The sequence below is a fragment of the Acuticoccus sp. I52.16.1 genome, from assembly GCF_022865125.1.
GTDB lineage: Bacteria > Pseudomonadota > Alphaproteobacteria > Rhizobiales > Amorphaceae > Acuticoccus.
In genome coordinates, this window is sequence record NZ_CP094828.1 from 792,902 (window position 1) to 819,446 (window position 26,545).

Sequence of the window (26,545 nt, forward strand, 5' to 3'; positions counted from 1 at the left end):
GAAAAGGGAATGTTCAACCTTGTGGAACGTTAGTGTAGGCCCATTGTATGTGGGCCCTATCGTCGGCCCGTCGTGTCGAATCACGTGTTTGGATGGTGCATGCCGCTCATCAGTCGGTATACGGCAAAGCGCATTCTGACCTTGTTTCCGGCGGGTCTCCTGGTGCTCACCGGGATCATCTGGTCGACGCAGGCGCTGCAGCGCCTCGATCTGGTGACCGCCAAGGGCCAGGCCTTCCTGGCGTTTTTCGAGCTGACCGCCCTCGCCGTCCCCTACCTGCTGACCTTGCTGGCACCGATCGCCTTCGTCATCGCGATGGTCGTCGTCTACGACACGATGAACCGCGATTCCGAGCTGGTGGTGATCGCGGGCGCGGGCGCGGGCCGGCTGCGGCTCCTGTCGCCGGCCATCGCCGCGGCGGCGGTGTGCGCGGCGCTCGTGACGGTGGGCGCGGTCTGGCTGGGGCCGCTCGGCCTCGCCAAGGCGCGCGTGATGATCACCGAGATCCGCGCCGACGTCGTCAGCTCCATCGTCCAGCCCGGCCGCTTCATCGAGATCGAGGACGGACTCACCGTCCACATCCGCGACCGGACGGCCGACGGCATGCTGCGCGGCCTGATGCTGGACGACCGCCGCTCCGACACGTTCGACATCACCTACGTCGCGGAGACCGGCCGCGTCGTGGAGACCGACGGCAACACGCTGCTGGTGATGACCAACGGCAGCGCGCAGCGCATGGAGCGCCCGTCCGGCGAGCTGACGGTCGTCGCCTTCGACGCCTACGCGTTCGACCTCTCGGCGCTGAACTCCGGCCCCGTGTCGACCACCTTCCGGCCCTCCGAGCGGACCCTCTTCGAGCTTCTCGCCCCGGCCGACCCGAGCGACGACTACCGCGCCCAGCGCGAGGCGCAATTCGCCATCGAGGTGCACGACCGCATCTCGCAGCCGCTGGCGCCGTTCGTCTATGCGCTGGTCGTCTTCCTGTTCGTGGGCGACCCGCGGATGCATCGGCAGAACCGCCTCGCCGGGATCATCGCCGCCGGCATCTCGGTCGCGGCCGTGCGCGCGGGCGTGTACGGCACGCTGCTGGCGGCCGAGCAGCAGCCGGCGATCGCCTACCTTTCCTATGCGCTCCTCGCCGCCGTGGGCGGGGGCGCCTTCGCCCTCATCCTGACCGACCGGCACGTCACCTTCCACGAGCGCTGGGCGCATGCGGCAACGCAGTTCGCCGCGCGCTTCGCCAAACCGCGCGAAGGAGCCGCGGCGTGATCGGCCTCGGCACCGGGCGGGTGCTCTCGTTCTATATCGGCGTCACCTTCCTGCGGTGGATCCTGGGCTTCTTCGTCCTCGGCACGGCGATCATCTTCCTCGCCGACGCGGTGGAGCTGATCCGCCGCACGGTCGACCGCGACACGTTCGACGCCGCCACCGCCGTCCTCGCCTCGTTCTACAAGACGCCCTCGCTGACGGAGGAGTTCCTCCCGTTCGCGGTGCTGTTCGGCGCGATCGCCGCGTTCCTGGCGCTCAACCGCCGCCTGGAGCTGGCGGTGATGCGCGGCGCCGGCATCTCGGCCTGGCAGTTCGTCGCGCCCGCGGTCGTCGTGGTGGCGCTGATCGGCGTGGTGACGACGACGCTCTACAACCCCATCTCCGCAGCCGGCCGCGAGCGCTCCGACGAACTCGTCGCCGAAGTGCGCGGGACCGAGGCGCTGACCCTCACCGGAGGCAACTCCATCTGGTTCCGCCAGGACGGGCGCGACGGGCCCTCGATCATGCACGCCAGCGCCGCCTCGGCCAATGGCCTCACGCTCTACCGCGTCGAGGCCCACCTCTTCGACCAGAACGAGCAATTCACCGGCCGTCTGGAGGCCGCGACCGCGACCCTCGGCGACGGCGCGTGGTGGCTCAACAACGTCACCCGCTACGCCGCCGACGGCACCCGCGGGGCCACCGTGCCCACGGTGCAGCTCGCCACCGCGCTGAGCGCGGCCGAGGTGCACGAGGCGGTCGCCCGCGCGGACGCGACGTCGTTCTGGAAGCTCCCGGCCGCGGTGCAGCTCGCCCAGCGCGCGGGCCTCCCCGCCCACCGCTTCGCGTTGCAGTACCAGGTGCTGCTCGCCCGTCCGCTGCTGTTGGCGGCCATGGTGCTGATCGCGGCGTCCGTCTCGCTGCGCATGGTGCGGCTCGGAGGGGTGACGCGGGCCATCGCCGGCGGCGTCGTCGCCGGGTTCGGGCTCTATATCGCTTCCGCCGTCGCATCCGACCTCGGCGAAGCGGGCGCGGTGCCGCCGGTGCTCGCCGCATGGCTACCGGGGCTCGCCGCCGCCCTCTTCGGCGCCACCGCCCTCCTCTACAGCGAGGACGGGTAGATGACCGCCGCACGTTTCGCGTTGGCCGTGGGCCTCGCCGTCGCCTCGCTCACCGCCGCCCCCGCGCTGGCGCAGATCGAGAACATCGCCGCCATCTCGCAGCAGGACCAGCCGCTTCTGCTGGAGGCGGACGAGCTGCGCTACGACACCCGCAACGGCGATGCGGTGGCCAGCGGCAACGTCTTCATCGCCTACGCGGGCTATCAGCTCTTCGCCAATCGCGTCGTCTACCAGCAGTCGACCGACAAATTCTATGCCACCGGCGGGGCGCGGCTGGAGGAGCCGGACGGCAACGTCGTGTTCGCCCGCACGGTGCGCCTGTCGGACGACCTCAAGGACGGCTTCCTCGAGGGCTTGCGCGTCGACACGATCTACCGCACCCGGCTCGCCGCCAACTCGGCCGAGCGCAACGGCAACATCACCGTCTTCGAGGATGCCGGCTACACCGCCTGCTACACCTGCCGCCGCCGGCCCGACAAAGCGCCGACCTGGCAGATCCAGGCCCGCCGCATCATCCACGACGAAGACGAGAAGACGCTGAAGTTCGAGAAGGCGCAGTTCGACCTGTTCGGCCAGACGGTCGCGGTGCTGCCCGACTTCTCGATCCCCGACCCGACGGTGCGGCGCAAGTCCGGCTTCCTGGTGCCGACCTTCATCGCCTCCAACCTCCTCGGCGTCGGTGTGCGCGTGCCGTACTACCAGACGCTCGGCCCCACCGCCGACGCCACCATCGCGGCGACGCCGCTCTCCAACCAGGGCCTCTTCCTGGACGGCGAGTACCGCCAGCGCCTCGCTAGCGGCGATTTCATGGTGCGCGGCACCGGCATCTACCAGCTCGACCCCGGCGCGTTCGAGGAGTCGGGCGGCAACCGGCGCTTCCGCGGCTCGTTCTCGACCGTCGGCGAGTTCGACATCAATCCCGAGTGGAAGTGGGGCTGGGAATCGACCGTCACCACCGACCGCCGCTATTTGTCCGACTACAAGCAGACCTCGAGCGACGCGCTGACCGCCCCGTCGACGCTCTTCCTCGAAGGCCTCGGCGTGCGCAACCACTTCGAGGCGCGCCTGTGGGCCTTCCGCATCCTGCAGGAGGACTACACCAGCAACGAGATCCTGAACGCGCCGGCCCCGTTCTCCTCCGTCGGCTCGCAGCTCCAGGGCAAGCAGGCCTACGTCCACCCGACGATCGACTACGAGGGCGTCTACGACGGCGCCGTCCTGTCGGGCGAGCTGGCCTACAAGTTCAACATCACCTCGCTGTCGCGCCAGGAGACGGACGCCTTCGGCGCGATGGTCAACGGCGTGCTGGAGCCGCGCTTCCGCGGCGTCGAGGGCACATTCTCGCGTGCCAGCGCCGAGGTCTCGTGGCGCAAGCAGATGATCGGCCCGCTCGGCCAGGTCGTCACCCCGTTCGCCGGCGCGCGCGGCGACCTCTTCTTCGTCGACAGCCGCGATCCCAACGTCACCGCGCTGGAGGACGACCCGATCGCCCTGCGCGCCATGCCCTGGATCGGCCTCAACTACCGCTGGCCGTGGCTGATCTCGTCCAACTGGGGCACGCAGACGATCGAGCCGATCGCCGAGGTCATCCTGCGGCCCGACGAGGCCTACATCGGCGACCTGCCCAACGAGGACGCGCAGAGCGTGGTGTTCGACGACACCAACCTCTTCGGCCCGTCCCGCTTCTCCGGCTACGACCGGGTCGAGGGCGGCGTGCGCGCTACGGTGGGGCTGCGCTACACGTTGCAGACCTACACCGGCGGCTACCTGTCGGCGATGGTCGGCCAGTCCTACCACCTCGCCGGGCGCAACTCCTACCAGGTGCCCGACATCCTCGACTCGTCCGGCCAGTCCGGCCTTGACACCGACCAGTCCGACTATGTCGCCTCCGTCACGCTCGACACCAACGGCGGCCTCGCGGTGTCGGCTAAGACGCGCTTCGACGAGGAGAACTTCTCGCTCCAGCGCGCCGAGGTATCGGCCTCGGCCCGCACCGGGCCGCTGTCGACCCGCCTCGTCTATGCCTTCCTCGCCTCGCAGCCAGACCTCGGCCTGATCGACGACCGCATGGAGATCCACGGCGCCGCCTCGCTGCGGGTGTTCGACCGGGTGCGGCTCTTTGGCCAGCTGCGTTACGACCTGGAAGACAACGACGTGATCCGCGAAGGTATCGGCCTCGCCTATGACGACGACAGCATGACGGTTTCGCTGGCCTATTCGCAGGATTACAGCGGAACGCCGGACGAGCCGGTCGACCGAACGCTGTTCTTCCGTGTCGGCCTGCGGACCATCGGCGACGGAACCATCACCACCGGACTTGATAACTAGCGCCAATACGGGCTACCTCGCGTTGTCCCCGAAGCGCAGAGTCATTCCGATGTTTCGCATTGCGTATTGCCTGGCCGTCGTCTTGTCCCTCCTCGCCGCCCCCGTCTCAGCGCAGACGACGATCAAGGCGGTGGTCAACGGCAAGCCCATCACCAGCTACGATGTCGCCCAGCGGGAACGCCTGCTGCGTATCACCGGCAACAAAGGCAACCTGACCCAGAAGGCGCTCGACGAGCTGATCGACGAGGAACTCCAGCTCGAAGCCGCGCGGCAGAACCGCGTCACCGTGCCGGCCGGCTCGGTCGACCGGGCGATCGGCTCGATCGCCGAGCGGGTGAAGCTCAGCCCGTCGCAACTCGCCCAGGCGCTCGCCCAGGCCGGCGTCAACATCCAGACCCTGAGGGACCGGCTGGAGGCGCAAATCGCCTTCAACCAGCTGACCCGTACCCGCTTCGGCGACTCGCTGAAGATCAGCGAGCCGGACCTCGTCGCCGCCCTGCTGAAGAAAAAGGACGCCGAGACCGTCGCCGACTCCTACGAGTACGACCTGTCGCGCGTGATGGTGGCGATGCCGGAGGATCCCTCGCAGGCTCGCCGCGCGGAGGCCGTGCGCATCGCCAACTCCGTGCGCAGCCAGTTCAACAATTGCGAGACCGGCTTGCCGATGGCCAAGAAGACCCGCGAGGTCGTGGTCCTCCCCTATGGCCGTCGCACGCACGCCGAACTGCCGACGCAGCTGGCCGACGCGATCGAGAATATCGACCAGGGCAAGCTGACCGAGCCGATCCCCACCCCGCAGGGCCTCTTGATGCTGGCCGTGTGCAAAAAGACCGCCGTGCGCTCCACCAACGCCGCGATGAAGGCCCTGGAGAACGACATGCAGGCCGAGCGGAACGAGGCGTTCACCCGCCAGTACATCCGCCAGCTTCGCCGCGACGCCGCCATCGAAATCCGCTGACGGACCCGAGCGCGATGAGCGACAGCGCTCTCGCCGGGCTGCGGGAACGGATCGACGCCCTGCCCCCGCTGCGCGAGGTGGTGGCCGAGGGCCTGCCGGCGCGCAAGTCGCTCGGCCAGCACTTCCTGTTCGACCTCAACCTGACCGACAAGATCGCCCGGACCGCCCGTGCCCCCGGCGCCGGCACGGACGCCCCGCTCGCCGGGGCGACTGTGGTGGAGGTCGGCCCCGGCCCCGGCGGCCTCACCCGCTCGCTGCTGAAGGCGGGCGCCACCGTGATCGCGATCGAGAAGGACCAGCGCGCCGGCGAGGTGCTGGGGCCGCTCGTCGACGTCGCCGAGGGCCGCCTGACCCTCGTCACCGCCGACGCCCTCGCCACCGACTGGAGGAGCCTGGTGCCGGCGGGCGCGACGATCTGCGCCAACCTGCCCTACAACGTCGCCACCCCCCTCATCGTCGACTGGTTGACCGGCCCGTGGCCGCCCTGGTGGACGAGCGCCACCGTGATGGTGCAGCGCGAGGTGGCCGACCGGATCGTCGCCGCGCCGGCCAGCGCCGACTATGGACGCCTCTCGGTGCTCACCGGCGCGCGGGCCTTCGCGACCTCGGTGTTCGACGTGTCGCCGAGCGCCTTCGTGCCGCCGCCGAAGGTCTGGTCGAGCGTGGTGCGGCTGGACCCGAAGCCGGAGACCGGCGTGCCCCTCAAAGCACTGGAGCGCGTCACCGCCGCCGCCTTCGGCCAGCGCCGCAAGATGCTGCGCTCCAGCCTGAAAGCGCTGACCGCGGAGCCCGAGGCGCTGCTCGCCGCGGCCGCTATCGACCCGACGCAGCGGGCCGAGCGCCTCACCATCGACGACTTCATCCGCCTCGCCCACGCCTGGGACGGCCTGAGCCAGGCCGTCGCCACCGCGCGGTGAACGGCCGGCGGGCCGCCTCGCGGCTCAGCCGATGCTGGGGTCGCCGGCGAGCTTCAGGCCGACGCTGCGATACTTGTCGGGCTTACCCATCCGCGCCTTGGCATCGCGCGAGGCGAACAGGAGCCAGATGAGGCGGCCGTCCACGCCCGGAATCTCGGACGGATCGGCCCCGTTCCAGGGCAGGAAGGGGTTGCGCCGCAGCATGCCGTGGATCGCGACCCGCGCATTGGGCTTCAGCGCCGGCGTGCGGCGGTGGAAGCCGTAGGTGTCGGCCACGAGGAAGGTGTTCGCCTTGACCGGCAGCGGCTGGATCGGCCGATCGTAGCCCAGCGCCTCCAACTCCTCCTCCGTCATGCGGAAGGAGCCGGCCGCGTGGTGCTCGTTGCCGACCCCGGTCGCCTTCAGCGCCTGCTCGTGCTCCCAGGCGAGGCGCTGGGGGGTCAACCGGTGCGACCCCGGCACGAAGGCGAAGGGGCCGTCCTCGATGCCGACGTCGTGCAGGAAGAGCCAGAACTTGGCCGTCGGGTGGAAGGTGTCGGCGTGTAGCGTCACCTGGGGATCCGGGCGCGACGGGTCGGGCTGCACCGCCACCGTCTGCAGGACGGGATTGTAGCCGCCGCTGCGCCCGGCCACATAGCCGGTCAGATTGCGGAAGGAAGGCGAGCGTAGATAGGCGCGCACCTTCGCCCCGGCCGACCCGTCCGACACCGGTAGCGGCATCAGCCGGGTCGCGGTGTCCCCCTGGACCATCTCCCAGGCCTTGCGGCGCTGCTCCTTCAATTCGGCGGTGAACGCCTCGAAGAGCGGCTGCGGCAGCGCGTTCTCGCGCACCACGTAGCCGTCGCGCTCGAAGGCCTCGCGCTCGGCCGCGTCCACGTTCGCGGCCAGGCCCTCGCGGCGGCGCCGGCTCATCGCGTGCGCCCGGTCGACGCGCCACCGGTGCAGGCCGCGCGCATTGAAGCTCTCGGACCCGAGCACCGGGTTGGCGGAGAAGTTCTTCTGCCGCGACAGCACCGCCGGCGCGGCGATCGTCATGGTTAGTGCCTCACGTGCCTTCATGACACGCCCCCCTCGACTCGTGCGGACTGCATCATGTTGCAGAACATACGCCGATCTAACGTCGTCGTTAAGTTTGACGATTGCCAGAAAGCCAATCGTGAACTGCGACGTGTCGCCCCCGGTGCGCGGGGGGTGGCGAGGCGAGTGAGCGGGCAAAAGAAAGGGCCGGACCGGCCGAGCCTGCGGCTCGTCGATCCGGCCCTCGCCGGGGGCCGCGGGGCACTTTGGCGCCCCGCGGCTATGGTGGTTCGGCTTACTCGCCCGGAACCGGATCGTCCTGCCGCATATCCTCGATCAGCTGTGCCCCCTCGGTGGCGCCCTGCGCGGCACGCTCCGCCTCCATGATGAGGTCGTCGCGCTTGGCGGCGATCTCGCGGATACGGTTGATCATGCCGCCGGTGCCCGCCGGGATGAGGCGGCCGACGATGACGTTCTCCTTCAGGCCTTCCAGCTGGTCGGCCTTGCCGGACACCGCCGCCTCGGTGAGGACGCGGGTGGTCTCCTGGAACGACGCCGCCGAGATGAACGAGCGGGTCTGCAACGACGCCTTGGTGATGCCGAGCAGGACCGGGTCGCCGGACGCCGGCTTCTTGCCGTCGGCGATCAGGTCGTCGTTCAGCTCCTGCAGCTCCTGACGGTCGATCTCCTCGTTGTTCAGGAGGTCCGAATCGCCCGGATCGGTGATCTGAACCTTCTGCAGCATCTGACGCACGATCACCTCGATGTGCTTGTCGTTGATGCCCACGCCCTGGAGCCGGTAGACGCCCTGGATCTCGTTGACGAGGTAGGCGGCGAGCGCCTCCACGCCATGAATGGCCAGGATGTCGTGCGGCGCCGGGTTGCCGTCGAGGATGTAGTCACCCTTCTCGATCGGGTCGCCGTCCTGAAGGTGAATGTGCTTGCCCTTCGGGACCATGTACTCGATCGGCTCGAGCCCGGAGTCCGCCGGCGGGTCGATGATGATCCGCCGCTTGTTCTTGAAGTCCTTGCCGAAGCGGATGGTGCCGTCCATCTCCGCGATGACCGCGTTGTCCTTCGGACGACGGGCCTCGAAGAGCTCGGCGACGCGCGGCAGACCGCCGGTGATGTCACGCGTCTTGGCGCTCTCCAGCGGGATACGGGCGAGCACGTCGCCGGCATGCACCTTGCCGCCGGTGTCGACCGAGAGGACGGTGTCGACCGAGAGCAGGTAGCGGGCCTCACCGCCGCGCGGCAGCTTCACGAGGCTGCCGTCGGCCGCCTTGACGACCACCGCCGGACGCAGCGACGAGCCGCGGGTGTGGGTGCGCCAGTCGGTGACGACGCGCTTGGTGATACCCGTCGCCTCGTCCGCGGCCTCGGAGACCGAGATGCCGTCGACCAGGTCCTCGAAGTCCACCACACCGTCGACCTCGGTGAGGATCGGGCGGGTGTAGGGGTCCCACTCGGCGATGCGCTGGCCGCGCTTGATGGAGTCGCCGTCGTCGACATGCAGCTTGGCGCCGTAGGTGAGCTTGTAGCTCGCCCGCTCGGTGCCGTCCGCGTCGATCACGGCGACCTGCACGTTGCGGCCCATCACCATCAGGTTGCCGTCCGAATCGCGCACCACGTTGCGGTTCTTCAGCTTGATGGTGCCCACGAACGAGGACTCGATGAACGAGGAGTCGACCACCTGCGCCGTACCGCCGACGTGGAAGGTGCGCATGGTGAGCTGCGTGCCCGGCTCGCCGATCGACTGCGCCGCGATGACGCCGACCGCCTCGCCCATGTTCACCGGCGTACCGCGGGCGAGGTCGCGCCCGTAGCAGGCCGCACACACGCCGTTGCGGGTCTCGCAGGTGAGCACCGAGCGGATCTTCAGCGACTGGACGCGGGCCTCTTCGATGGCCTCGACGTCCTTCTCGTCCATCAGCGTGCCGGCCTTGCAGATCAGCTCGCCGGTGGCCGGGGCATGCACGTCCTCCGCCGCGGTGCGGCCGAGCACGCGGCTCGACAGCGTGGCGATGACCTGACCGGCGTCGACGATCGGCTCCATGGTGATGCCGCGGGTCGAGCCGCAGTCGTACTCGGAGATGATCGCGTCCTGCGCCACGTCCACCAGACGGCGGGTGAGGTAGCCCGAGTTGGCGGTCTTGAGCGCGGTGTCGGCGAGGCCCTTACGCGCACCGTGGGTGGAGTTGAAGTACTCCAGAACGGTGAGCCCCTCTTTGAAGTTCGAGGTGATCGGGGTCTCGATGATCTCGCCGGACGGCTTGGCCATGAGGCCGCGCATCGCCGCCAGCTGACGCATCTGGGTGGGCGAGCCACGCGCACCGGAGTGCGACATCATGTAGACCGAGTTCATCTGCTTGGTGCGGCCCGTCTCGGGGTCCGTCTCGACGGCGGAGATCTTCTCCATCATCGCGGCGGCGACCTTGTCGGTGCACTTCGCCCAGGCGTCGATGACCTTGTTGTACTTCTCGCCCTGGGTGATCAGGCCGTCGAAGTACTGCTGCTCGAACTCCTTCGCCAGCTCGGCCGTCTCGTTCACGGTCGAGTACTTGGAGTCGGGGATCACCATGTCGTCCTTGCCGAACGAGATGCCGGCCTTGAACGCGTTGGTGAAACCCAGCTGCATCACGCGATCACAGAAGATGACCGTCTCCTTCTGACCGGTGCCGCGGTACACGGCGTCGATCATCTTGGAGATGTTCTTCTTGGTCATCAGCTGGTTGCAGGTGTCGTACGGCACCTTCGGCGAGCGCGGCAGCAGGTCGCCGATGAGGGCGCGGCCCGGCGTCGTCTCGTGGATCTGCGACAGCGGGTTGCCGTCCTCGTCGAACGTCTTGTAGCGGACCTTCACCTTCGAGTGCACAGTGACGATCTTGGCATCGAGCGCATGCTGCAGCTCGTTGATCGAGCCGAAGGTCATGCCCTCGCCCGGCTCGTTCTCCGACATGATCGACAGGTAGTAGAGGCCCAAGACGATGTCCTGCGACGGCACGATGATCGGCTGACCGTTCGCCGGATGCAGGATGTTGTTCGTCGACATCATGAGCGTGCGCGCCTCGAGCTGGGCTTCCAGCGAGAGGGGAACGTGCACGGCCATCTGGTCGCCGTCGAAGTCCGCGTTGAAGGCGGTGCAGACCAGCGGGTGCAGCTGGATCGCCTTACCCTCGATCAGCTTGGGCTCGAACGCCTGGATGCCGAGACGGTGGAGCGTCGGCGCGCGGTTGAGCAGCACCGGATGCTCGCGGATCACCTCGTCGAGGATATCCCAGACCTCGGGCTTCTCCTTCTCGACCAGCTTCTTCGCCTGCTTCACCGTGGACGAGTAGCCCTTCGCGTCGAGACGCGAGTAGATGAAGGGCTTGAAGAGCTCGAGCGCCATCTTCTTCGGCAGGCCGCACTGGTGGAGCTTCAGCTCCGGACCCACGACGATGACCGAACGGCCGGAATAGTCGACGCGCTTGCCGAGCAGGTTCTGGCGGAACCGGCCCTGCTTGCCCTTCAGCATGTCCGACAGCGACTTCAGCGGGCGCTTGTTGGCGCCCGTGATGACGCGGCCGCGGCGGCCGTTGTCGAACAGCGCGTCGACGGACTCCTGCAGCATCCGCTTCTCGTTGCGGATGATGATGTCCGGCGCGCGCAGCTCGATGAGGCGCTTCAGGCGGTTGTTGCGGTTGATGACGCGGCGGTAGAGGTCGTTGAGGTCCGACGTCGCGAAGCGGCCACCATCCAGCGGGACCAGCGGGCGCAGGTCCGGCGGGATCACGGGGATGACCTGCATGATCATCCACTCGGGCTTGTTGCCGGACTCGAGGAACGAGTCGACGATCTTCAGCCGCTTGGCGAGCTTCTTCGGCTTCAGCTCGGAGGTCGACTCGGCGATCTCCTTGCGCAGGCTCTCCGATTCGCGCGGCAGATCGAGCTGGAGCAGCAGCTCGCGGATCGCCTCCGCGCCGATCAGCGCGGTGAAGGTCTCGCCGTGCGTGTCCTGCAGGTCGAGGAACTCGTCCTCGGACAAGAGCTGGCCGCGCTTGATCTCGGTGACCATGCCCGGATCGGTGACGATGTAGGACTCGAAGTAGAGGACGCGCTCGAGGTCCTTCAGCGTCATGTCCAGGAGGAGGCCGATGCGCGAGGGCAACGACTTCAGGAACCAGATGTGCGCGACCGGGGCGGCGAGCTCGATATGGCCCATCCGCTCGCGCCGCACGCGCGACAGGGTGACTTCGACGCCGCACTTCTCGCAGATGACGCCCTTGAACTTCATCCGCTTGTATTTGCCGCACAGGCACTCGTAGTCCTTGATCGGACCGAAGATGCGCGCGCAGAACAGGCCGTCCCGCTCCGGCTTGAAGGTGCGGTAGTTGATGGTCTCCGGCTTCTTGATCTCGCCGAAGGACCACGAACGGATTTTCTCGGGGCTCGCGATGGAGATCCGGATCCGGTCGAACGTCTGCGTGGGCGCCTGCGTGTTGAACAGGTTCATCACTTCCTGGTTCATACGGCGACTCTCCTTTGCCCTCGCGTCAAGCGAGCCATCATTATGCGCGCCAAGCACGCCCAATTTCGTAGAGACACGGGCGGTCGAGCCGCCCCAGCCTCAGCGCCGGCCATCGAGGCCGGGCGCGCCGCAATCCCGTCGGCGCCACGCACAGCACCCGGCGCGCCCTTCGGGGCACACCGGGTCGCCATGAGGCACCGTTCTGAGGCGGGATGAGTTTTTCGCAAGGTAGAGCCTATATAGGCGATCCCTTGCGATCCCGCCAGCGGGCGTTGAACGCCCGCCTCACATGTCATTGCCGTCAAGCCGGGCCCTACTCCGCCGCCAGCTTGCGCGCGTCGATGTCGTTGTTGATCACCATGTCGCGCTCCACGTCCGTCAGCTCGACGTTGAGGCCGAGCGAGCGGATTTCCTTGACGAGAACGTTGAAGCTCTCGGGGATGCCCGCCTCGAACGTGTCGTCGCCGCGCACGATGGACTCGTAGACCTTGGTGCGGCCCGCGACGTCGTCCGACTTCACCGTCAACATCTCCTGCAAGGTGTAGGCGGCACCGTACGCTTCCAACGCCCAGACCTCCATCTCACCGAAGCGCTGGCCGCCGAACTGCGCCTTGCCGCCCAGCGGCTGCTGCGTGACCAGCGAGTACGGACCGATCGACCGGGCGTGGATCTTGTCGTCGACGAGGTGGTGCAGCTTCAGCATGTAGATGTAGCCGACCGTCACCTGACGATCGAACATCTCGCCCGTCCGCCCGTCGTACAGCCACGACTGACCCGACCCGTCGAGACCGGCCTGCTCCAGCATCTTGACGATGTCCGGCTCACGCGCACCGTCGAACACCGGCGTCGCGATCGGCACGCCGCGCGAGAGCTGCTCGCCCAGACGCAACACCGAGTCCTCGTCGTATTCGGCGAGCGGCTCGTTGGTGCCACCCTCGTAGATGTCGAGCATGGCGGTACGAAGCTCGCCCGTCTCGCCCGACTCCTTGGCGAGGCGAACCAGCTCGCCGATACGCCGGCCGAGGCCCGCGCACGCCCAGCCGAGGTGCGTCTCCAGGATCTGCCCGACGTTCATGCGCGAAGGCACGCCCAGCGGGTTGAGCACGATGTCGACATGGGTTCCGTCCTCCAGGAACGGCATGTCTTCCACCGGCACGATCTTCGACACGACACCCTTGTTGCCGTGACGGCCGGCCATCTTGTCGCCCGGCTGGATCTTGCGTTTCACCGCCACGAAGACCTTGACCATCTTCATGACGCCGGGGGGCAGCTCGTCGCCGCGCTGCAGCTTCTCGACCTTGTCCAGGAAGCGCTCCTCGAAGCGCTTCTTGGCCTGGTCGTACTGGTCGCGCATGGCCTCGATGTCGGCCTGGATCTGCTCGTCGGCGAGGGCGAACATCCACCACTGCGAGCGGGGCGTGTTCTCCAGTACGTCGGCGGTGATCGCCGAGTCGGGCTTGAAGCCGCGCGGGCCGGAGACCGCCTGCTGGCCCGACAGGACCTCCTGCAGGCGGGCGAAGGTATTGCGGTCGAGGATCGCCTGCTCGTCGTCGCGGTCCTTGGCGAGACGCTCGATCTCCTCGCGCTCGATCGCCTGGGCGCGCTCGTCCTTCTCGATACCGTGGCGGTTGAAGACACGCACCTCGACGATGGTGCCGACGACGCCCGGCGGCACACGCAGCGACGTGTCGCGCACGTCGGAGGCCTTCTCGCCGAAGATGGCGCGGAGGAGTTTCTCCTCCGGCGTCATCGGCGACTCGCCCTTCGGCGTGATCTTGCCGACGAGGATGTCACCCGCCTGCACTTCCGCGCCGATGTAGGCGATGCCCGCCTCGTCGAGGTTGCGCAGCGCCTCCTCGGAGACATTCGGGATGTCGCGCGTGATCTCCTCGGGGCCGAGCTTGGTATCGCGGGCCGCGACCTCGAACTCCTCGATGTGGATCGAGGTGAAGACGTCGTCACGCACGATGCGCTCGGAGAGGAGGATCGAGTCCTCGAAGTTGTAGCCGTTCCACGGCATGAACGCGACGAGCACGTTGCGGCCGAGCGCCAGATCGCCGAGCTCCGTCGACGGACCGTCGGCGATGATCTCGCCCTTGGCCACCGCGTCGCCCACCCGCACCAGCGGACGCTGGTTGACGGTGGTGTTCTGGTTGGAACGCTGGAACTTCATCAGCTGGTAGATGTCGACGGCCGACTTGGTCGGGTCGAGCTCTTCCGTCGCGCGGATGACGATACGCGTCGCGTCCACCTGGTCGACGATGCCGGTCCGCTTGGCGGCAATCGCGGCACCCGAGTCACGGGCGACGATCGGCTCCATGCCGGTGCCGACGAACGGCGCCTCGGCCCGCACCAGCGGCACGGCCTGACGCTGCATGTTCGAGCCCATCAGCGCGCGGTTGGCGTCGTCGTTCTCCAGAAACGGGATCAGCGCCGCGGCGACCGAGACGAGTTGCTTGGGCGACACGTCCATGTAGTCGACACGGTCGGCCGGCATCATCTGCACGTCACCGGCCTGTCGCACGACGGTCAGCTCGTCGACGAAGCGGTTGTCCTCCAGAAGCGGCGCGTTCGCCTGGGCGACGGCGTGCTTCTGCTCTTCCATCGCGGAGAGGTAGACCACCTCGTCGGTGACCTTGCCCTCGAACACCTTGCGGTAGGGCGCCTCGATGAAGCCGTACTTGTTGACGCGCGCGAACGTCGCCAGCGAGTTGATCAGGCCGATGTTCGGGCCTTCCGGCGTCTCGATCGGGCAGATGCGGCCGTAGTGCGTCGGGTGCACGTCGCGCACCTCGAAGCCGGCACGCTCGCGGGTCAGACCGCCGGGGCCGAGCGCCGAGAGACGGCGCTTGTGCGTCACCTCGGAGAGCGGGTTGGTCTGGTCCATGAACTGCGAAAGCTGCGAGGAGCCGAAGAACTCGCGCACCGCGGCCGCGGCCGGCTTGGCGTTGATGAGGTCCTGCGGCATCACCGTCTCGATCTCGACGGACGACATGCGCTCCTTGATGGCGCGCTCCATCCGCAGGAGGCCCAGGCGGTACTGGTTCTCCATCAGCTCGCCGACCGAGCGAACCCGGCGGTTGCCGAGGTTGTCGATGTCGTCGATCTCGCCCTTGCCGTCGCGCAGGTCGATCAGCGTCTTGATGACCGCCATGATGTCCTCCTTACGCAGCGTGCGCTGCGTGTCGGGGGCATCGAGGTCGAGGCGCATGTTCATCTTCACGCGGCCGACGGCGGAGAGGTCGTAACGCTCCGGATCGAAGAACAGCGACTCGAACATCGCCTCGGCGGTCTCGATCGTCGGCGGCTCGCCGGGGCGCATGACGCGGTAGATGTCGAACAGCGCCTGCTCGCGGGTCTCGTTCTTGTCCGCCGACAGCGTCTTGACGACGTAGTCGCCCTTGGTGACGTGGTCGATGTCGAGCACGGTGACCTCGGACAAGCCCGTCTCGAGGAGCTTGTTGAGCCCCTTCTCGTCCAGTTCGTCGCCCGCCTCGGCGTGGATCTCGCCGCTCTCGAAGTCGACGATGTCGTCGCCCAGATAGCGGCCGTACAGCTCGTCGTCGGAGACGCGCAGCGCCTTCACGCCCTTCTCGGTGAGCTGCTTGATCGTCCGGGCCGTGATCTTGCGGCCCTCCTCGATCACCAATTCGCCGGTGTCGGCGTCGACGAGGTCGGTGTTGGCCTTCTGCCCCTTCAGGCGGTCGCCCTCGAAGGGCATGCGCCAGCCGTCGCCGTCACGGGTATAGGTGACGCGGTCGTAGAAGGTGTGCAGGATCTCTTCGGGCGACAGACCCAGCGCCATCATCAGCGAGGTGACGGGGATCTTGCGGCGCCGGTCGATGCGGGCGTGCACGATGTCCTTGGCGTCGAACTCGATGTCGAGCCAGGAGCCGCGGTAGGGGATCACGCGGCCGGCGAAGAGCAGCTTGCCCGACGAGTGGGTCTTGCCCTTGTCGTGGTCGAAGAAGACGCCCGGCGAGCGGTGCATCTGCGACACGATCACGCGCTCGGTGCCGTTGACGATGAACGTGCCGTTCTCCGTCATGAGCGGCATGTCGCCCATGTAGACGTCTTGCTCTTTGAATTCCTTGGGGCTCTTGGCGCCCGTATCCTCGTCGACGTCGAACACGACGAGGCGCAGCTTCACCTTGAGCGGCGCGGCGAACGTGATGTCGCGCTGGCGGCACTCGTCGACGTCGAACTTCGGCGCCTCGAACTCGTAGTCCACGAACTCCAGCATGGCCGTGCCGGCGAAGTCGGAAATCGGGAAGACGGATCGGAACACGCCCTCCAGACCCTCGTCGCCGCGGCCGCCCTCCGGCTTCTCAACCATCAGGAACTGGTCGTAGGACGCTTTCTGCACCTCGATCAGGTTCGGCATCTCCGTGACCTCACGGATCGAACCGAAGTATTTGCGAACTTGCTTACGACCTGAGAACGCTTGCGTCATACCTTGCCCCCTCTAGCGCGGAACGGACCCGCGTGACGCGCCGTCGCCCCTAACGACGCGAAAGGCCGGCGCTCAACGAGAGCGCCGGCGATTGGTTGATCCGGCCGGGCGCGAACCCGGCCGTCTGCGGCCGAAGCCGCGAACGCGAAACGCGTCCTTACTTCAGCTCGACCTTGGCGCCGGCCTCTTCGAGCTGCTTCTTGATCTTCTCGGCCTCGTCCTTGGACGCGGCTTCCTTCACCGTCTTCGGCGCGCCCTCGACGAGGTCCTTGGCTTCCTTCAGGCCGAGACCCGTGATGCCGCGGACTTCCTTGATGACGTTGATCTTCTTGTCGCCGGCCGCGGTCAGGACAACGTCGAACTCCGTCTTCTCTTCGGCCGGGGCCGCAGCCTCGGCACCGCCGCCCATGCCCATCATCGGCATGGCCATCGCCGGCGCGGCGGCCGCGGCGGAAACGCCCCAGCCATCCTCGAGGCGCTTCACGAGGTCGGACACTTCGAGAACGGTCAGCTGCGAGAGCTGGTCGTACAGGCTTTCGATATCTGCCATTTGCTTTGATCTTTCCAGGTTGTCGGTTCAGTGGGCGAGGTCCAGGGGGACTTACGCCGCCGATTCCAGTTTCGCCTTGTAGGCTGCGAAAACACCGATGAGGTTCTGGGCCGGAGCATTGAGCTGCTTGGCCAACTTTTCGCCGGGCTGATTGAGAACCCGCGCGAGGTTGGACCCCGGCATGAGGAGAACGCCCATAAGCTTCGAGCGGAGCTCTTCGATCGGGGGCATCTTGGCCAGCGCCTCGACACCCTTGTCGTCCATCGCCGAGGATCCGAGGATCCCGCCGATGATCTTGAGCTTCTCGTTCTTCTTGGCGTATTCCGTCAGAACTTTCGGAGCTGCGACCGGATCGATCCCGTAGGCGATGCCCACAGGACCCTTGAACATCTCGGACGCGACACTCCGGTCGCCGTTTTCGAGCGCAATCTTGGCGAGACGGTTCTTGATGACTTTGAACTTCGCGCCAGCATCTTTCATCTGACGGCGAAGGTCGGTCATCTCGGCAACGGTCAGCCCGATATACTGGGTGACGACCACGGAGCCCGAATCGGCGAAGACTTCCTCGAGGAAGCCCACCATTTCGCGTTTTTCGGCTCTGTCCACCGTTGTCTCCAAGACATGGGCGACGCGGATCGCGCCACCCGGCTCAAAATGCTCGGACAGGCTCACGCCAGCCGAGCGGTTCACACCCGTCCCGAGAGCGAACGGATCACCGTTCCGACCCCCGTCTATGCAGGTCCATTAAGGGGCTTACGCTACACACCCCTCCTGCAGTCTCGGACAGGCTGCCCCGGCTTCGGCGCCCCTCGTGGAGGCTCCGGTTCCGAGGCGACCCTCTCCCGGCCGAAGCCGGGGGAAGCTTGTGCGCCCTGCGATGCCGGGCGAATTCCTTGTTCAGCGGCGCCCCTCGTCGGAGCTGTCCCGCACGATCCAGTCGAGCAGGCCGGTCACGGCGCTCAGACCCAGGACCACGGCGAAGGCCACCGCGAAGACGACGCCGGCGACGATCACCACCCCGACCAGCGAGCCCCAATGGAGCCCGCCGTCCTGCCCCTCGGGCGACCACATCGCCGAAAGGCCGTACATCAGCGCCAGAGCCGGCGCATAGGCCAGAACCTGGAGCCCGGCGAACACCAGGCCGAACCGGACGTCCCGGCGGCGGATCCGCGCCTCGCCCGGCACGCTCCTAGACCGCCCGTCGCTGCGGGAACTCGGCCGATCCGGGCCTTCTCGCCCGGCGCGTCGCCCCTGTCGTCATCCGGCACCCCCCATTTATGCGGGTCGTGCCGGCGGGCAGGTGTGCCGCGGCGGACCGCGACGCCTCAGCCGACGAGACCCCGCACCACGGTGATCACGAACACCGTCGAGGCCGCGACGAGCGCGGCCAGGACCATGCGACGCCAGCGTGGCTGCGGCTCACCCGGCACGTCGCCCTAGGCCTCCGCGGCCATCGTCGAGATGTCGACCTTCAGGCCTGGCCCCATGGTCGACGTCATCGACGCCTTCTTCATGTAGGTGCCCTTGGACCCGGACGGCCGGGCCTTGTTCACCGCGTCGTAGAAGGCGCGGATGTTCTCGACCAGCTTGTCCTCGTCGAACGAGAGCTTGCCGACGCCGCCATGGACGATGCCCGCCTTCTCGACGCGGAACTGCATGGCGCCGCCCTTGGCGTCCTGCACGGCCTTGGCCACGTCCGGCGTCACGGTGCCCACCTTCGGGTTCGGCATCAGGCCGCGGGGCCCGAGCACCTTACCGAGGCGGCCGACCAGCGGCATCATGTCGGGCGTCGCGATGCAGCGCTCGAAGTCGATCTTGCCGGCCTGAACCTCGGCGACCAGCTCCTCGGCACCGACGATGTCGGCCCCGGCGGCCTTCGCCTCCTCGGCCTTGTCGCCACGGGCGAACACGGCGACCTTGACGGTCTTGCCGGTGCCGTGCGGCAGCAGGCACACGCCGCGGACCATCTGGTCGGCGTGGCGCGGGTCGACGCCCAGGTTGAAGGAGACCTCGACGGTCTCGTCGAACTTCACCTTGGAGCGCTCCTTGAGGAGCTTCACGGCGTCGGTGAGCGAGTGGGACCCGTGACGGTCGAGACCCTCGTAGGCGCCCTGCATGCGCTTTGCGAGCTTAGCCATCGACGACCTCCAGACCCATCGAGCGGGCAGAGCCCATGACCATCTTCGCCGCCTGGTCGATCGAGTCGGCGTTGAGGTCCTTCATCTTCGCTTCGGCGATTTCGCGGCACTGCGCCATCGTGACCGTGCCGGCCTTTTCCTTGCCCGGCGCCTTGGAGCCGGACGACAGGCCCGTCGCCTTCTTCAGGAAGAAGGACACCGGCGGCGTCTTGATTTCGAACGTGAAAGACTTGTCGGTGTAATAGGTGATGACGGTCGGACAGGGCGCACCCTTTTCCATGTCCTGCGTCTTCGCGTTGAAGTCCTTCGTGAACATCACGATGTTCAAGCCGCGCTGACCGAGCGCCGGGCCGATCGGCGGCGACGGGGTCGCGGCGCCCGCGGGCACCTGCAGCTTGATGTAACCGGCAATCTTCTTTGCCATCTCATCTCCTCACGGGCCGAAGCCCTACCAAAAATCGGGCCTCATGCCCGTCTGCGGTCCGGGTCCGGGGATTGGTCGCCCCCTCGCCTCCCGCAACTCGTCGCCGCCCGCAGGAGGCCGGCGCAACTAGTGCGCCACCTTCTCCACCTGGCCGTACTCCAGCTCGACGTTGGTCGGGCGGCCGAAGATGGACACCGCCACCTTCACCCGCGCCCGCTCGTCGTCGACCTCTTCGACCAGGCCGTTGAACGAGGCGAACGGACCGTCCGCCACGCGAACCTGCTCGCCCACCTCGAAGGTCACCTTCGGACGCGGGCGCTCCACCTCCTCGGTCACCTGGTGCAGGATCCGCTCGGCCTCTCGGTCGGGGATCGGCTGCGGGCGCTGCGTGGCGCCCAGGAACCCCGTGACCTTCGGGGTGTTCTTGATGAGGTGGAAGACCTGGTCCGTCAGCGCGCACTTGACGAGGACGTAACCGGGGAACGTGACCCGCTCCGTCTCGACCCGCCGGCCGCGCTTGACCTCGGAGACCTTCTCCTTGGGAACCAGGACCTCTTCGAAAAACTCCGTCAGCCCACGCAGCTCTGCCTCCGCGAGGATCGCCTCGCGGACTTTATTCTCAAAGTTCGTGTATGCGTGGACGATGTACCAACGCTTGTTCATGTCTTTTCCTCGGAGATCCGTCGGGGCTGCCGCTGAAGGCGCCTCAACCGAGGATCTGGCCGACTCCCCAGCCGAGGATCCGGTCCACTAGAAAGAAGAACACCGATGCGAAGGCGCACATGATGAACACCATCACGGTGGTGATAATCGTCTCACGCCGGCTCGGCCACACGACCTTGGCGGTCTCGGCCCTCACCTGCTGGATGAACGTCATCGGATTCGTCGCCACTCAGACCCCTTTTGCCAACCGGGCACGCCCGGCGGCGCTCGTTCTGTTATCGACGCAGTGAAGCCCCGCAGCACCGCCGCAGGGCTTGCCCGACACCGATCGTCGAAACATCAAGGCGCACGACCCCCTTCGGCGCCTCGCGGAGGCCGTACCTAACAATCGTTCGATTGAGATGCAACCCCTTCGGCAGCATCTGCGTTGAGGTGCCCACCTGAAAGTGTGACCGCATGCGCCGGCCACACAACCCGCCTGCACGACCCGATCGCACGACCCGATCGCACGACATGGCAGGGGCGGAGGGACTCGAACCCCCGGCCTACGGTTTTGGAGACCGCCGCTCTACCAACTGAGCTACACCCCTATCTGCGCCATGCAATAATCGCGATCGGCGGTCGCTGCAAGCGCTCAGTCGCATCCCGTGCAATGGCCGGCCCTTCGGGGCCCTCGCGGCACCGCTCACTCCGGCGGCGGCCAGCGCCGCGACACCGCGTGCACCTCGCTTGCCGGCACCGACACCAGCTCGTCCTCCGGCCAGCGCAGCGCCGTCAACGCCCCGCCGAAGACGCACCCGGTGTCGATGCACACGGTGCGGTTCAGCCGGCGCGGCGCCAGCATCGGCGTGTGCCCGTAGACCACCAGCGGCGCGCCGCGGTAGTCGCGCGCCCAATCGATGCGCACGGGCAGGCCCTGGGCGTCCACCTCGCCGGTCGTCTCCCCATACATGGCGAACCGCCGCGCCCGGCCCGACACCTCGCCGTGCATCTCGCCCTTCAGCCCCGCATGGGCCACCAGCAGCGCCCCGCCGTCCAGCCACAGATGCGCCGCCATGCCGGCGATATGCGCCGCCACCGCGGCACGAAAGTCCGGATCCGTGCGCTCCAGCTCGTCCACAGTCTTTTGCAGGCCGTGCTCCAGCTTCACCGGATTGCCGCGCAGGTAACGCTCCAGCTTGTCGTCGTGGTTGCCGCGCACGCCGAGCGCGGTGCCCTCCGCCGTCATTCCCATCGCCGTGCGCAGGACATCGACGTTGCGCGGCCCCCGATCGGTCAGATCGCCCACGAAGACGACACGCCGCCCATCGGGATGGCGAGCGCCGGCAAGCCCCGCGCCCGCGGGTAGCGGATCCACCCGGTAGCCCAGCACCTCGAGGAGCCGGCGCAGTTCGACCACGCAGCCATGCACGTCGCCGATGATGTCGAACGGGCCGCAGTCGCCGCGTCGGTCGACCGGCGGGCCGTTGCCCTTGTCTTCGGCATTGCGGCTCATCGCGTTGGGATCATTCGGTCATCACCGTCGGCTTCATCCTCTCCGCCATCTCATGGGACGCCCGGACACCGGGCGAGCGCCCGCGGGCGCACCGGCGGAACCCCGCCCCGCCTCGCCTCGCCTCTCCTGGGCCGGCCCGGCCGCTTCCTGGCCTCCGAGCCGCGTCATTTTGGCATGCAATGTGCAAAGTCGCCCACCACTCCCCGCCATGTGGGGCCGCGATCCATCGCAACCAAGCACATACCTTACTGACCAGGAGCCCTGTCGAATGGACCTTCGCCTTCCGTCCCTCGCCGTCGCGCTGACCGCGCTGGCGTTCACGTCCGCCGCCCAGGCGGACACCGTCAGCCTGAAGGTCATGGGCCAGCCCGGCTCCACCGGCCTCATCCAGAAGAACTACGAGGCCCCCTTCTTCGAGAGCCTCGCCGAAAAGACCGGCCTCGACCTCGACATCACCTACACCCCCGTCGATGTCACCGGCGTGAAGGAAACCGAGCAGCTCCGCCTCCTCAAGAGCGGCCTGTTCGACATCATCGCCCTGCGCCTCGGCCAGGTCTCGCGCGACGAGCCGACCATCCTCGGCCTCGACCTCGTCGGCCAGAACCCCGACTACGCGACCGCCAAGAAGACCATCGACGCCTTCTTCCCCGTGGTCGACAAGCAGCTCCAGGCCAAGTTCGACACCAAGCTCCTCGGCGTGTGGCCGTTCGGCCCGCAGGTCCTCTTCTGCAAGCCCGAGATCGCCGAGCTGTCCGACCTCGACGGCAACAAGGTCCGTGTCTACGATCAGTCGCTCGCCAACTTCGTCTCCTCCGTGGGCGGCACCCCGGTGCCGATCGGCTTCTCCGAGGTGCACCAGTCGCTCGCCCGCGGCGTGATCGACTGCGCCATCACCGGCCCCAGCTCGGCTAACACCGCCGCCTGGCCGGAAGAGACCAACTACATGCTGCCGATCGCCTTCCAGGTCGCGGTGCAGGGCTACGGCATCAACCTCAACACCTGGAACAAGTTCTCCGAAGAGGAGCAGGCCACCATCCAGGCCGCGTTCGACGAGCTCTCGGGCGAGATCTGGGCCTACTCGGAAGAGATCTTCAACGACGCGGTGCGCTGCAACGTCGGTGAGGAGCCGTGCGAGACGGTCAAGCTCTACGACCTCGCCCTCGTCCCCATCTCCGACAAGGACAAGGCGACCATCCAGAGCGCGCTGAAGGAGATCTCCTTCCCGGCCTGGAAGGAGATCTGCGACAAGGTCAACCCGACCTGCTCGCAGGACTGGCTCGACACCGTCGGCAAGGCTCTCGGCTTCTGATCACCCTCGCCCGGCGCCGCCTCCCCGGCGCCGGGCCCGCCTTGTAACCCCTCCCCCCGCGTAAGGTCCGCAGCGCCATGCGTCACTTCTCCCGCCTCGCAAGCTGGCTGTTCGGGCTCGCGCTCGTCGCCCTGTCGCTCTTCGTGACCGTCGAGACGATCTCGCGCAAACTCTTCAACCACTCCTTCGAGGGGGCGGACGAACTGGGCGGCTACGTGCTCGCCATCGGTTCCTCGCTCGCCTTCACGGTCGCATTGGTCGAGCGCGCGCACGTGCGGATCGACGTCGTCCACGGCCGCCTGCCGCTGCGGGCCCGCGCCGTCCTGGACTGGCTGTCGGCCGTCTCGCTGGGGCTTCTGGGCGGGTTTCTCGTCTACATCGGCTACTACGTGATCCGCGACACCCTCTCTTACGGCTCGGTTGCCCAGTCCCCCTGGGCCACTCCGCTCATCTACCCGCAGAGTGGCTGGTATGCCGGATACGTGCTCTTCGCGGTCGCCTCCGTCGCGCTCGCCGTCTACGCCACGGTCCTCCTCGTGCGCGGCCGGTTCGAGGCGCTGAGCGCCCACTTCGACCCCATGGGCGCCGAGGACGAGGTCCGCGAAGAGCTCAGCCACGTGGAGGCCCGCTGATGGACCGCCTGGTACCGGGTATGCGCCCAACGCCCCGCCGGGGTGTCCGCTCATGAGCGCCGGCGCCGTCATCATCGGCTTCACGGCGATGCTCGTGATGATGATCCTGTCGCTCCCCGTCGCCGTCATCATGGTGGTGACGGGCGTCGTCGGCGGCACGCTCATCTTCGGCTGGCCGCTGGTCCTGTCCATGGGCCCGGTCGCCTGGGGCGTGCAGAACGAGAACATCCTCACCGCCGTCCCGCTCTTCATCCTGCTGGGCGAACTGCTGCTGCGATCCGGCCTCGCCGACCGCATGTACACCGCGCTCGCGGTCTGGTTCGTGCGGCTGCCCGGCGGGCTCCTCCATACCAACATCGGCGCCTCGGCGCTCTTCGCGGCGACGTCCGGCTCCTCCGTCGCGACGGCGGCCACCATCGGCACCGTCTCGCTCCCCAACCTGATGAAGCGCGGCTACAGCCCCAGCCGCTCGCTGGGGTCGCTGGCGGCCGGCGGGACGCTCGGCATCCTCATTCCGCCCAGCGTCAACCTCCTGATCTACGGCTCGCTCGCCGAGACCTCGATCGGCCAGCTCTTCATCGCCGGCATCGTGCCCGGCCTCCTGCTGACGCTCTTCTTCATGCTCTTCATCGCCGTGCAGAGCCTCGTCAGTCCCGACCCGGCGCAACAGGTCGAGGAGGAGCTGCTCCCGTTGCGCGAGCGGCTGAAGCTCGCGCGCCACCTGGTGCCGCCGCTCATCATCTTCCTGGTGGTGATGGGGTCGATCTACCTCGGCATCGCGACGCCGACCGAGTCGGCCGCGCTCGCGGTCGTCGTGGCACTGATCTTCATCGCCGTCAGCGGCCGCCTGTCGCTCCCCCTGCTCGACACCTGCTTCCGCCAGTCCGCCAAGACGACCGGCATGATCCTGATGATCGTCGCCGCGGCGTTCATGCTCAACGTGACGCTGGCGCTGGGCGGCGCGGCGCAGGCGATGACGACGTGGGTCGCCTCGTTCGGCCTTTCGGCGACATGGCTCCTCCTCATCCTCATCGCCTTCTACTTGATCCTCGGCATGTTCATGGACGTCCTGTCCATGCAGGTGCTGACGATCCCGATCGCGCTGCCGGTGATCTCCGCCGCCGGGATCGACCCGGTGTGGTTCGGCATCTTCGTCGTCCTGATGTGCGAGCTGGGGATGATCACGCCGCCGGTCGGCATGAACCTCTACGTCGTGCAGGGCGTGCGCACCGACCGGGGACCGTTCGGCGACGTGGTGAAGGGCGCGATCCCCTATGCGCTGATCATGATCCTCTTCACCATCCTCCTCATCCTGGTGCCCGAGATCGTCCTGTGGCTCCCGGCGCAGATGCGATGAGCGCCACCGAGGCCGGCGAGGCCTGGCGCCTCACCGCGACCGAGCTGCTTTGCGCCTACCGCGCCGGAACGCTCACCCCGGCGGCGGTGCTGGACGCCGCGCTCGCCCGCATCGCCCGGCTCGACCCCGCGCTCAACGCCGTCGTCGCCCTCTCGCCGACGGCCCGCGAGGAGGCCGCGCGGTCCACTGCCCGCTGGGCGGCCGGCATGCCGCGCGGCCCGCTCGACGGCGTGCCGGTGATGGTGAAGGACAACATGATCGTCGCCGGGATGCCGGCGACGTTCGGCAGCGCCCTCTTCGCCGATCGCCCGCAGGACGAGGACGAACTCCCCATCCGCAGGCTGCGCAAGGCCGGTGCCATCGTCGTCGCCAAGACCAACACGCCCGAGTTCGCCGTCGAGGGCTACACCGGCAACCGCCTGTTCGGCGTCACGCGCAACCCGTTCGACCCGGATCTGACGCCGGGCGGCTCGTCGGGCGGGTCGGTCGCGGCGGTGGCGGCCGGCTTCGTGCCGTTGGCGCTCGGCACCGACGGCGGCGGCTCCACCCGGCGTCCGGCGGCCTATACCGGGCTCGTCGGCCTGAAGCCCGGCATCGGCGCCATCGCCCGCGCCGGTGGCCTGCCGCAGATCCTGATGGACTTCGAGGTGGTGGGGACCTTCGCCCGCTCCGCCGCCGACACGCGCCTCCTCTACGAGGCGCTCGCCGGCCCGGACCGTGCCGACCCCGCCTCCCGCGAACGCGCCGTCGCGCCGCCGCGCGCCCCGCTGCGCATCCTCCACGTCGAGCGGATCGACGGCGCGCCCTGCGACCGGAGCATCCTCGCCGCCGTCGCCCGAACGGCCGACGCCTTGCGCGGCCTCGGCCACACGGTGGTGCCGGGCGACCTCCCGGTGGACACCGCCGGCCTCGCCGCGCTGTGGCCGGCGATCGCCGAGATGGGCCTCGCCCGGCTGATGCAGCGGGAGGCCGCGTTCGCCGCCCTCGCTTCGCCTCGCTATGTGGAAATGGCCGAGCGCGGCCGCGCCCACCCGGCGACCACCCTCCTCGCCACGCTGGAGACCGTCGCCGCGGTGCGCGCTCAGACCTCCGCGCTCTTCGCCGACGTCGACCTGGTGCTGATGCCGGCTTGCGCCGCGATGCCCTGGCCCGCCGCCGAGCCGTTCCCGACCGAGATCGACGGGCACCCCGTCGGCCCCCGCGGCCACGCGGTCTACACCGGCTGGGTCAACGCCGCCGGTCACCCGGCCGTGTCGCTCCCCTGCCCGGTCGACGGCCTCCCCATCGGCGCACAGCTGATCGGCGACCTGGGCGCCGAGCCCCTGCTCCTCGACATCGCCGAGGCCTACGCCGACGCAGTCCCCCTCTTCCCCCGCTGGCCGGCAATGGCACAGACGAACGCCCCGAACGCCGGCGCGTGAGCAG

The 26,545-nt window shown here is 68.0% G+C and carries 20 protein-coding genes and 1 tRNA gene; 9 read left to right on the top strand and 12 right to left on the bottom strand.

Going from position 1 to position 26,545, the window contains the following annotated elements; genetic code table 11:
* Nucleotides 1–99 precede the first annotated feature (99 nt).
* The 5 genes from MRB58_RS03570 to rsmA are packed head-to-tail and all read left to right on the top strand — an operon-like array spanning nucleotide 100 to nucleotide 6,572.
* Nucleotides 100–1,269 (top strand): LptF/LptG family permease, encoded by a 1,170-nt coding sequence (locus tag MRB58_RS03570; RefSeq protein WP_244780339.1) that lies wholly within the window; start codon nucleotides 100–102, stop codon nucleotides 1,267–1,269.
* Nucleotides 1,266–2,369: an LPS export ABC transporter permease LptG gene (lptG, locus tag MRB58_RS03575; RefSeq protein ID WP_244780340.1), complete on the top strand. Its 1,104-nt coding sequence runs from the start codon at nucleotides 1,266–1,268 to the stop codon at nucleotides 2,367–2,369. The genes MRB58_RS03570 and lptG overlap by 4 nt, the downstream gene beginning before the upstream one ends.
* Entirely contained in the window at nucleotides 2,370–4,697 is a 2,328-nt protein-coding gene (locus MRB58_RS03580; protein WP_244780341.1) for an LPS-assembly protein LptD, read from the top strand. It begins immediately after the preceding gene.
* 49 nt (nucleotides 4,698–4,746) lie between these two features.
* The gene (locus tag MRB58_RS03585) at nucleotides 4,747–5,655 is read left to right on the top strand and encodes a SurA N-terminal domain-containing protein (RefSeq protein ID WP_244780342.1); all 909 of its coding nucleotides are present in this window, start codon (nucleotides 4,747–4,749) and stop codon (nucleotides 5,653–5,655) included.
* Nucleotides 5,656–5,669: 14 nt separating this feature from the next.
* Complete coding sequence (rsmA, locus tag MRB58_RS03590; RefSeq protein ID WP_244780343.1) at nucleotides 5,670–6,572, top strand: 16S rRNA (adenine(1518)-N(6)/adenine(1519)-N(6))-dimethyltransferase RsmA; 903 nt, start codon at nucleotides 5,670–5,672, stop codon at nucleotides 6,570–6,572.
* 24 nt (nucleotides 6,573–6,596) lie between these two features.
* Here rsmA and MRB58_RS03595 read toward each other — a convergent pair whose 3' ends face one another.
* From MRB58_RS03595 to MRB58_RS03650, 12 genes are all read right to left on the bottom strand, one after another.
* Nucleotides 6,597–7,631: a phytanoyl-CoA dioxygenase family protein gene (locus MRB58_RS03595; protein ID WP_244780344.1), complete on the bottom strand. Its 1,035-nt coding sequence runs from the start codon at nucleotides 7,629–7,631 to the stop codon at nucleotides 6,597–6,599.
* Between the two features lie 253 nt (nucleotides 7,632–7,884).
* Nucleotides 7,885–12,099: a DNA-directed RNA polymerase subunit beta' gene (gene rpoC, locus MRB58_RS03600; RefSeq protein ID WP_244780345.1), complete on the bottom strand. Its 4,215-nt coding sequence runs from the start codon at nucleotides 12,097–12,099 to the stop codon at nucleotides 7,885–7,887.
* A gap of 313 nt (nucleotides 12,100–12,412) precedes the next feature.
* Nucleotides 12,413–16,552 carry a DNA-directed RNA polymerase subunit beta gene (gene rpoB, locus MRB58_RS03605; RefSeq protein ID WP_244780346.1) on the bottom strand — a complete coding sequence of 1,380 codons (4,140 nt, stop codon included), beginning with the start codon at nucleotides 16,550–16,552 and terminating at the stop codon, nucleotides 12,413–12,415.
* 157 nt (nucleotides 16,553–16,709) lie between these two features.
* Nucleotides 16,710–17,102 carry a 50S ribosomal protein L7/L12 gene (gene rplL, locus MRB58_RS03610; RefSeq protein WP_244780347.1) on the bottom strand — a complete coding sequence of 131 codons (393 nt, stop codon included), beginning with the start codon at nucleotides 17,100–17,102 and terminating at the stop codon, nucleotides 16,710–16,712.
* Between the two features lie 51 nt (nucleotides 17,103–17,153).
* A complete protein-coding gene (gene rplJ, locus MRB58_RS03615) occupies nucleotides 17,154–17,792 on the bottom strand; it encodes a 50S ribosomal protein L10 (RefSeq protein ID WP_371747228.1) in 639 nt (212 codons plus the stop codon).
* A gap of 207 nt (nucleotides 17,793–17,999) precedes the next feature.
* Complete coding sequence (locus MRB58_RS03620) at nucleotides 18,000–18,287, bottom strand: hypothetical protein (RefSeq protein ID WP_244780348.1); 288 nt, start codon at nucleotides 18,285–18,287, stop codon at nucleotides 18,000–18,002.
* Between the two features lie 251 nt (nucleotides 18,288–18,538).
* The gene (gene rplA, locus MRB58_RS03625; protein ID WP_244780349.1) at nucleotides 18,539–19,240 is read right to left on the bottom strand and encodes a 50S ribosomal protein L1; all 702 of its coding nucleotides are present in this window, start codon (nucleotides 19,238–19,240) and stop codon (nucleotides 18,539–18,541) included.
* Nucleotides 19,233–19,664, bottom strand: coding sequence for a 50S ribosomal protein L11 (gene rplK / locus MRB58_RS03630; RefSeq protein ID WP_244780350.1), 432 nt, complete (start codon nucleotides 19,662–19,664; stop codon nucleotides 19,233–19,235). Before rplK ends, rplA begins: the two co-directional genes overlap by 8 nt.
* Nucleotides 19,665–19,790: 126 nt before the next feature.
* Nucleotides 19,791–20,327 carry a transcription termination/antitermination protein NusG gene (gene nusG, locus MRB58_RS03635; protein WP_244780351.1) on the bottom strand — a complete coding sequence of 179 codons (537 nt, stop codon included), beginning with the start codon at nucleotides 20,325–20,327 and terminating at the stop codon, nucleotides 19,791–19,793.
* A gap of 43 nt (nucleotides 20,328–20,370) precedes the next feature.
* A complete protein-coding gene (secE, locus tag MRB58_RS03640; protein WP_244781884.1) occupies nucleotides 20,371–20,541 on the bottom strand; it encodes a preprotein translocase subunit SecE in 171 nt (56 codons plus the stop codon).
* Nucleotides 20,542–20,841: 300 nt separating this feature from the next.
* Nucleotides 20,842–20,917: transfer RNA gene (locus MRB58_RS03645), tRNA-Trp, on the bottom strand.
* A gap of 95 nt (nucleotides 20,918–21,012) precedes the next feature.
* Nucleotides 21,013–21,822 carry a metallophosphoesterase gene (locus tag MRB58_RS03650; RefSeq protein WP_244780352.1) on the bottom strand — a complete coding sequence of 270 codons (810 nt, stop codon included), beginning with the start codon at nucleotides 21,820–21,822 and terminating at the stop codon, nucleotides 21,013–21,015.
* A gap of 268 nt (nucleotides 21,823–22,090) precedes the next feature.
* Here MRB58_RS03650 and MRB58_RS03655 point away from each other — a divergent pair, with 268 nt between their 5' ends.
* The 4 genes from MRB58_RS03655 to MRB58_RS03670 all read left to right on the top strand — a co-directional run bounded on the left by MRB58_RS03655 (nucleotide 22,091) and on the right by MRB58_RS03670 (nucleotide 26,541).
* Nucleotides 22,091–23,131: a TRAP transporter substrate-binding protein gene (locus tag MRB58_RS03655; protein WP_244780353.1), complete on the top strand. Its 1,041-nt coding sequence runs from the start codon at nucleotides 22,091–22,093 to the stop codon at nucleotides 23,129–23,131.
* 77 nt (nucleotides 23,132–23,208) lie between these two features.
* Entirely contained in the window at nucleotides 23,209–23,763 is a 555-nt protein-coding gene (locus MRB58_RS03660) for a TRAP transporter small permease subunit (RefSeq protein ID WP_244780354.1), read from the top strand.
* A 52-nt stretch (nucleotides 23,764–23,815) separates the two neighbouring features.
* A complete protein-coding gene (locus MRB58_RS03665) occupies nucleotides 23,816–25,120 on the top strand; it encodes a TRAP transporter large permease (RefSeq protein WP_244780355.1) in 1,305 nt (434 codons plus the stop codon).
* Nucleotides 25,117–26,541 carry an amidase gene (locus MRB58_RS03670; RefSeq protein WP_244780356.1) on the top strand — a complete coding sequence of 475 codons (1,425 nt, stop codon included), beginning with the start codon at nucleotides 25,117–25,119 and terminating at the stop codon, nucleotides 26,539–26,541. Before MRB58_RS03665 ends, MRB58_RS03670 begins: the two co-directional genes overlap by 4 nt.
* The last annotated feature ends 4 nt before the right edge of the window (nucleotides 26,542–26,545 follow it).

Excerpts from the sequence above, each read along its gene's own strand:
- MRB58_RS03570 (WP_244780339.1), top strand. The coding sequence starts at position 100 with ATGCCGCTCATCAGTCGGTATACGGCAAAGCGCATTCTGACCTTGTTT.
- MRB58_RS03580 (WP_244780341.1), top strand. The coding sequence starts at position 2,370 with ATGACCGCCGCACGTTTCGCGTTGGCCGTGGGCCTCGCCGTCGCCTCG.
- MRB58_RS03585 (WP_244780342.1), top strand. The coding sequence starts at position 4,747 with ATGTTTCGCATTGCGTATTGCCTGGCCGTCGTCTTGTCCCTCCTCGCC.
- rsmA (WP_244780343.1), top strand. The coding sequence starts at position 5,670 with ATGAGCGACAGCGCTCTCGCCGGGCTGCGGGAACGGATCGACGCCCTG.
- MRB58_RS03595 (WP_244780344.1), bottom strand. The coding sequence starts at position 7,631 with ATGAAGGCACGTGAGGCACTAACCATGACGATCGCCGCGCCGGCGGTG.
- rpoC (WP_244780345.1), bottom strand. The coding sequence starts at position 12,099 with ATGAACCAGGAAGTGATGAACCTGTTCAACACGCAGGCGCCCACGCAG.
- rpoB (WP_244780346.1), bottom strand. The coding sequence starts at position 16,552 with ATGACGCAAGCGTTCTCAGGTCGTAAGCAAGTTCGCAAATACTTCGGT.
- rplL (WP_244780347.1), bottom strand. The coding sequence starts at position 17,102 with ATGGCAGATATCGAAAGCCTGTACGACCAGCTCTCGCAGCTGACCGTT.
- rplA (WP_244780349.1), bottom strand. The coding sequence starts at position 19,240 with ATGGCTAAGCTCGCAAAGCGCATGCAGGGCGCCTACGAGGGTCTCGAC.
- rplK (WP_244780350.1), bottom strand. The coding sequence starts at position 19,664 with ATGGCAAAGAAGATTGCCGGTTACATCAAGCTGCAGGTGCCCGCGGGC.
- nusG (WP_244780351.1), bottom strand. The coding sequence starts at position 20,327 with ATGAACAAGCGTTGGTACATCGTCCACGCATACACGAACTTTGAGAAT.
- secE (WP_244781884.1), bottom strand. The coding sequence starts at position 20,541 with ATGACGTTCATCCAGCAGGTGAGGGCCGAGACCGCCAAGGTCGTGTGG.
- MRB58_RS03650 (WP_244780352.1), bottom strand. The coding sequence starts at position 21,822 with ATGAGCCGCAATGCCGAAGACAAGGGCAACGGCCCGCCGGTCGACCGA.
- MRB58_RS03655 (WP_244780353.1), top strand. The coding sequence starts at position 22,091 with ATGGACCTTCGCCTTCCGTCCCTCGCCGTCGCGCTGACCGCGCTGGCG.
- MRB58_RS03660 (WP_244780354.1), top strand. The coding sequence starts at position 23,209 with ATGCGTCACTTCTCCCGCCTCGCAAGCTGGCTGTTCGGGCTCGCGCTC.
- MRB58_RS03665 (WP_244780355.1), top strand. The coding sequence starts at position 23,816 with ATGAGCGCCGGCGCCGTCATCATCGGCTTCACGGCGATGCTCGTGATG.
- MRB58_RS03670 (WP_244780356.1), top strand. The coding sequence starts at position 25,117 with ATGAGCGCCACCGAGGCCGGCGAGGCCTGGCGCCTCACCGCGACCGAG.